Origin of the sequence: Micromonospora sp. NPDC049044, assembly GCF_040649215.1 — a bacterium.
In the GTDB taxonomy this organism is placed as follows: domain Bacteria; phylum Actinomycetota; class Actinomycetes; order Mycobacteriales; family Micromonosporaceae; genus Micromonospora.
Genome location: NZ_JBEZFA010000001.1, coordinates 123,119 through 129,247 on the forward strand (window position 1 = coordinate 123,119; position 6,129 = coordinate 129,247).

The 6,129-nt window shown below is 70.3% G+C and carries 6 protein-coding genes; 3 read left to right on the forward strand and 3 right to left on the reverse strand.

From position 1 onward, the window contains the following. The first annotated feature begins 38 nt into the window (after positions 1-38). A complete protein-coding gene (locus tag AB0B85_RS00580) occupies positions 39-647 on the forward strand; it encodes a TetR-like C-terminal domain-containing protein (RefSeq protein ID WP_357401976.1) in 609 nt (202 codons plus the stop codon). A 49-nt stretch (positions 648-696) separates the two neighbouring features. Here the strand turns inward: AB0B85_RS00580 and AB0B85_RS00585 are convergent, their stop codons facing one another. After that, on the reverse strand, positions 697-1,314 hold the full coding sequence (locus tag AB0B85_RS00585; RefSeq protein WP_357401978.1) for a VOC family protein: 618 nt from the start codon (positions 1,312-1,314) through the stop codon (positions 697-699). A 31-nt stretch (positions 1,315-1,345) separates the two neighbouring features. Then, the gene (locus AB0B85_RS00590) at positions 1,346-2,530 is read right to left on the reverse strand and encodes an MFS transporter (RefSeq protein WP_357401980.1); all 1,185 of its coding nucleotides are present in this window, start codon (positions 2,528-2,530) and stop codon (positions 1,346-1,348) included. A 126-nt stretch (positions 2,531-2,656) separates the two neighbouring features. On the opposite strand from AB0B85_RS00590, the gene AB0B85_RS00595 reads away from it, so the two are divergent. Beyond that, on the forward strand, positions 2,657-3,166 hold the full coding sequence (locus AB0B85_RS00595; RefSeq protein WP_357401982.1) for a hypothetical protein: 510 nt from the start codon (positions 2,657-2,659) through the stop codon (positions 3,164-3,166). Positions 3,167-3,304: 138 nt separating this feature from the next. On the opposite strand, the gene AB0B85_RS00600 is transcribed toward AB0B85_RS00595, so the two are convergent. Then, entirely contained in the window at positions 3,305-4,189 is an 885-nt protein-coding gene (locus AB0B85_RS00600; protein WP_357401984.1) for a pyridoxal-phosphate dependent enzyme, read from the reverse strand. Positions 4,190-4,347: 158 nt separating this feature from the next. Between AB0B85_RS00600 and AB0B85_RS00605 the strand changes: the two genes are divergently transcribed. Continuing rightward, positions 4,348-6,129 (forward strand): tetratricopeptide repeat protein (locus AB0B85_RS00605; RefSeq protein WP_357401986.1); only part of this gene is annotated, 1,782 nt, incomplete at its 3' end.

The following is a 6,129-nucleotide window of genomic DNA, read 5'->3' on the forward strand; positions in this document are numbered from 1 at the left end:
ATCCTGTGGACACACCGTCCATTTATTGCGGAGGACCAGTGGCCCAACTCACGCCGGACGCCCACACCCCACCGCGCCGTGGTCGTGGCCGTCGCCCCGCCGACCAGGTACGCGCGGAGATCCTCACGGCAGCCGGCGCCCTCCTGCTGGCCGAGGGCATGGCCGGCTTCACCATCGAGAAGGTCGCGGCCCAGGCGGGGGCCAGCCGGATGACGATCTACAAGTGGTGGCCCTCGCGGGGAGCGCTCGCCCTGGACGGCTACTTCACAGTCGTCGCACCCACCCTGGCCTTCCCCGACACCGGCGACATCGTCGCCGACCTGACCGACCAACTCGTCGCCTTCGTCGGCCTCGTCCGGGACACCTCCGCCGGGCGGGTCATCAGCCAGCTCATCGGCCAGGCGCAGACCGACCCGGACCTGGCCGCCGCCTACCGGGAGCGCTACTCCGGCCCCCGCCGCGCACTCGCCGTGGAAACCCTCGGCAGAGCCGTGTCCCGGGGGCAGTTGCGCGCCGACATCGACAGGGAATCCGTCGTCGACCAACTCTGGGGTGCCTGCTACCACCGGCTCCTGGTCCCCGACCTGCCGCTTACCGAGGACTTCGCCCGCACCCTTGTCGACAACCTGATCCGCGGACTGCGCTGACGAATCGGCGGTCGCGGGGACGCGGGTGACACGACGTCCGGTTCCGGGCTCACTCGGGCGGTTTGGCCCCGGACTGCTCGCTGACCAGATACGTCGCGTACCAGTCGGGCCAGTTGTCGTCCCGCTTACCGGTGCGCTCCTCGTGCTCGCCGTGGGCGGCAGCCGCGCGGCGCAGCGCGCTCGCCAGGTCGCTGACGGAACCGAACGACGTCAGCCCGCCCTCGATGCGCCCCGGCAGCCTGGTGGTGATCTCCTGCATGAGCCAGGTGTTGCCGTCCGGGTCGCGGAACGTGGCCCGCGAGACGTAGCTGCGCCGCTCCGGATCGAGCCCGTCGACAGGTCCGTCCGGGCCGACGTGGTAGAGCCCACCCACCTCGACGCCGGCGGCGACCAGGGCGTCACGGGCCGCCGCAAGGTCGGCGACGACCAGGTACGCCATGGCCGACCCGGGCGCCGCCGGAGTGAGCCCCGCGCCGAACTGGACAGAACATCCGGAGCCGTGCGGCGTCAACTGGACGATGCCGGGCGGGGTCTGGTCGAGCCGCCACCCGAGGCGCCTGTAGAACGCCTTCGCGCGGTCGACATCCGCCACCGGGATGACGATCACCTCAAGTTTGACGTCGACGTTCTCGATGCTCGTGTCGCCCATGGCGCTTTTCGGGCTCATCGCGTTCCCCTCCCGATCGCTGGAGCTGCGGTCAGCCGGCCCTCCTGGCCCTGCGCACCCCGAACAGGGCGACCACGGCGAGGAGGATGACGGCCACTGAGTACTCATCGGCGGTCTGCGGCAGGCCGCCCGCGTAGACCACCAGGAAGCCGGCGATCACCGTCGGGAGGCCGAATCCGACGTAGCAGACGACGTAGAGCAGCGACAGCACGCTGGAGCGCTCGTGCGCCTCCACCAGCGGCGTGATCGTCTTGAGGCTGCCCTGGAATCCGCCACCGAAGCCGACGCCGCCGAGCGCGAGACCGACGAAGAATCCCGGAACGGACTCCGCCATCACCGACACCAACGTGACGATCATGCCAAGCACGAGGGCGACGATCCCGGTCACGATCACCGTCCGGGCGGCGGCGTTGCGCAGCAGCACGACGGCGATCGACCCGAAGACCGCGAAGACGAAGAGGACCAGCCCGCCGACCACTATCGACGTGTTCATGAGGCTGCGCACCAGGGCCGGTCCGAGCGCCCCGAAGAAGCCGGCCAGCGCCCAGACCGCGAACAGCACCGGAACGACGGCGAGCAACGGTCCGCGTACGGCGCGCGGCAGGGTGATCTCCGGGCGCAGGCTTCGGCGCGCTCCCGCCATCGGCGTGACCGTCTCCGGCATCAGCGCGACCCCGACGAGTTGGACCAGGAGGATCACCAGGAGGACGACGTACACCAGCCGCGTCGGCGCGGGCAGGAAGTCGATGAGCAGCGCCGAGAGCAGGGCGCCGCTCCCGGTGCCGAGGCCGGGGGCGATGGAGTTCGCGAGCGTGCCGCGCGCCCGGTCGATGTCGAGCATCCCGGCCCCGACGGCGCCGGTGGCGGCACCGGCGGCCAGGCCCTGGAGCAGCCGGGCGACAAGCAGCGCGGGTACGCCGTTGGCGAAGATGAAGACGACGAGCGAGAGCATCTGCACCGCGATCGCCACCGCCAGGACCGGTCGACGACCCACATGGTCCGACAACTTGCCGAACGTGAGCAGCGACGCCAGCACGGCGAGCGCGTAGACGGCGAACACCACAGTGGTCGTGACCGCTGAGAAGTGCCAGCGTTCCTGGTAGGTGCCGTAGAGCGGGGTCGGCGCGGCCGACGCGGCCAGGAACGACACCAGGATCGACGCCAACAGCAGCAGGGAGACGCTCGGCGAGAGTCGGGGCCTCCCGGCGGTCGGCATGTCGGTGCTCCTCGGCTGCGGTGACGACTGTGAAACCGGAGATCTCCTGGTGCGCGACGGCCGGGTACCCGCTCTGCGCCGTCACATGCGGGCGCGGGGGGCGACTCCGGCTCAGCCCTCGGTGTCGTGACCGGTGGCCGGCAGGCTCGCCACGCTCCGGCCCAGTGCGCTGCGGAAGGTGCGGTACAGCTCGGCGCCGAGCAGAACCAGCTCTTCTCCAAGGCCGGAGAGCACCTCTACGGGGTCTTCGGCGATGCCCGGGTCGGTCTGATCGACGTCCGGGACATCGCCGCGGCCGGGGCGGCGATCCTCAGGAACCCCGAGCGGCACGAGGGCACCATCTACACGCCGACCGGGCCGGAGAGCATCACCCTGGGCCAGGCCGCCGAGGACATCACCCGGACGCTCGGACAGCCGGTCACGTACGTACCGCAGAGCCCGGAACAGACACGCGACGGCCTGCTCCAGGCGGGTCTCGATGAGTGGTCGGCCGAGGTTCTCGCCGAATACCGGGTTGCCTACGGTTCCGGGTGGGGCGATTTCACTAACGACCACGTCGCCCGGATCGTCGGTCGGCAGCCGCGGACCTTCGCCGAGTTCGTCCACGACCACCGCGAGCACCTGACCAACGCCTGACGCGGGTAGCCGGGCGGTATACCTCAGCGGCATGAATATGACTCTGGGTCATACCACCCGTTACCGCATCCGTCCCCGACCGAGGTGACCGACAGTCAGCGCCGGCCACGGCCCGGACCAGGATGGGGAACTACTCGGCTAGACCTCGGGGTGCCCGAAGAGCCCCGGCAGTCCCCCGCTGTGCAGGAAGACCACCCGGTCGCCGTGCGGGAAGCTGCCGGCCAGCAGCCCCGCCATCGCCCGGCCGGTGTACGTCGGGTCCAGGAAGACGCCCTCCTCGCGTGCGGTCGTCTCCATCGCGGCCCGAGCGCCGTCGGTGAGAGTGCGGTAGCCGGCGCCCACCTGGGAGCCGTCGATCCGCAGCGCGTCCGGCTCGACCTCGCCGTCGAGCAACTTGGCGACTGTCGCCCGCGCGTCCGGCAGGGCACCGACATCCACGCCGACCACTCGCGCGGCCCCCAACTCGCGTACCAACCCGGCCATCATGCCGCCCGAGCCGAGCGCCACCACGACGTCGGTCCCGTCGATCTCCGGCACCTGGGCCCGCAACTCCCGGCCGCAATTCACGTAACCAGCGACCGACCCGGGTGCGGTGCCGCCGAACGGGATCACCCACGCCGACCGCCGCTCCGCCTCGGCCGCCACCACCTCGGCGAGCGGGCGATCCCCACCCCAGACGACCTCCGCGCCGGCGAGCCCGTCGAGAAGCAGGTTGCCCCGCCGCTGCTCGGCGGGCGGGCCGGCGAGCACCAGTACGCAGCCGAGACCGAGCCGGGCGGCGGCGGCAGCGGTGAGCCGGGCGTGGTTGCTCTGCGGCGCACCCGAGGTGATGACAGTGCTGGCACCGGCAGCGAGAGCCTCGGCGCAGGTGTACTCCAGTTTGCGGATCTTGTTGCCACCGCCGCCGAGGCCGTTGAGGTCGTCGCGCTTGAACCAGAGTTCGGCCAGCCCCAGCCGGGCGGCGAGGCGGGGCGCGGCCTCCACCGGTGTCGGCCACGTGCCGAGGGAAACAGGGGTAGTCACCCAGGTAGCTAACCACCCCGCTGCTCCGCATGTAGTTCCTCGACCGCAGGTGGCCGGTGGCGACCGGCCGCGATGGGTCGCGTAACCGACAGCACTGCGATCAGGCGGCATGAATCATTAGCCGTTGCCTCGCACGGGACAGGCGGAGGAGTTGCTTGATGTCCGAGAAGCCGCTCGACCGGGCTGTGCCCCGCCAGCCACGCCCCGTCGACGCGGCGGCGCAGGCACCAGGCTCGACCGACAGCCCGCTGTGGCGCGACGACGACCTACCGCGGCGCGTCGACGAGCTCCGGCGTTCCGGGCGGACGAGCGAAGCGCTGCGAATGCTCGAAGCCGCGCCGACCGGGGACGCGGAACCCGCCGCGCTGGCGATCGCCCGCGCGCGGGTACTACTCGCCGTGCACCGACCCGACGATGCGGCCGAGGTGCTCCGTCAGGCCCACGAGCGGCATGGCGCTTCAGCCGAGCTGTCTGCCTGGCTGGTCGCCAGTCTGAGCCGTGGCCGGCACCACGATGACGCCGCGACGGTGGCGACCGAGGCCGCTGCGGCGTTTCCGGCGAGCCCACTGGTGCGCGTCGCGTCCGGACGGCTGCTCGTCGATCAGTACCGGTTCGAGGAGTCGTTACCGTACTTCCGCGAAGCCCACGCGTTCGATCGGGACGACCCGCGGGCGTTCAGGTGGCTGCTGCACGGTCTGCGCTGTGTACGCAGGTTCGACGACATCGACACGCTGGTCGCCACAGCCGGGATGATCGCCGACGCCGTACGGGTCGAATACGCCCGGAGCCTTCTCGATCGCTACCAGTTCGAGGCGGTGATCGCACAACTCGGCACAGCGACTGACGAGGAGCCGCCCGCCCTGCCGTTGCGGCTCGAGGCGCTGTCCGCTCTGGGCAGGGCCGAGGAGGCACAGGGGCTCGCGGAGGCCGCGCTTGCCCGCAATCCCGCGGACCCACGCCTCTGGGTAGGGCTGGCGCACGTCCTCGACGAGAGCTACAAGTTCGAGGAGTCCCTGGCCGGCTTCGAACAGGCCCTCACGATCGACCCGTTCAACACCGACGCGCTTGAGTGGCGTACCACCGAACTGCGAAATCTCCGGCGGTGGGCCGAGGCCGAGCGGAGCGCCCTGGAGGCGGTCACCCGAGCGCCTCTACTGCCGCAGATGCAGGTTGAACTGGGTTTCGTGTACGAAGACCAGCACGACCTCGTACGCGCCCAGGCGGCGTTCGGTCGGGCACTCGATATCGATCCCGGGCACGAGTGGGCACTTTCCTCGCACGTGAGCCTCCTACGGCGGTTACACCGTATCGATGAAGCCGAGGAGGCCGCGCGTCAGGCGATCGAGCGACGCCCCGACTCACCTGACCTCTACTGTCAACTGGCCTATGTGCACGACGATCAGCACGATCATGAAAGCTCTCTGGCGGCTGTCGACCAAGCCCTCGTGATCGATCCGGCGGACGGATTGGCGCTCGCCTGGCGCATCAGAAAACTGCGGCATCGACGACGTTTCGACGAAGCCGAGGCGGCCATCCGACAGGCCACCGAAAAGCGCCCCGACCTGGCCCAGCCATACCTCGAACTCGGCTACCTGCACGACGGCCGGCACGACCACCAACGAGCGCTCGAGGCATTCGAGCAGGCCCTCACCATCGACCCACACCACGAATGGGCACTCGCCCAGCGCATCACCGAACTGCGCCAACTACGCCGCTTCGACGAGGCGGAACGGGCCGCCCGACAGGCAATGGAGGCACGGCCGGACTCACCCCAGCCGTACCTCGAACTCGGCTACGTGCACGACGACCGGCACGACCACCAACGAGCGCTCGAGGCATTCGAGCAGGCCCTCACCATCGACCCACACCACGAATGGGCACTCGCCCAGCGCAACATCCAACTGCGCCGACTACGCCGCTTCGACGACGCGGAACAGGCC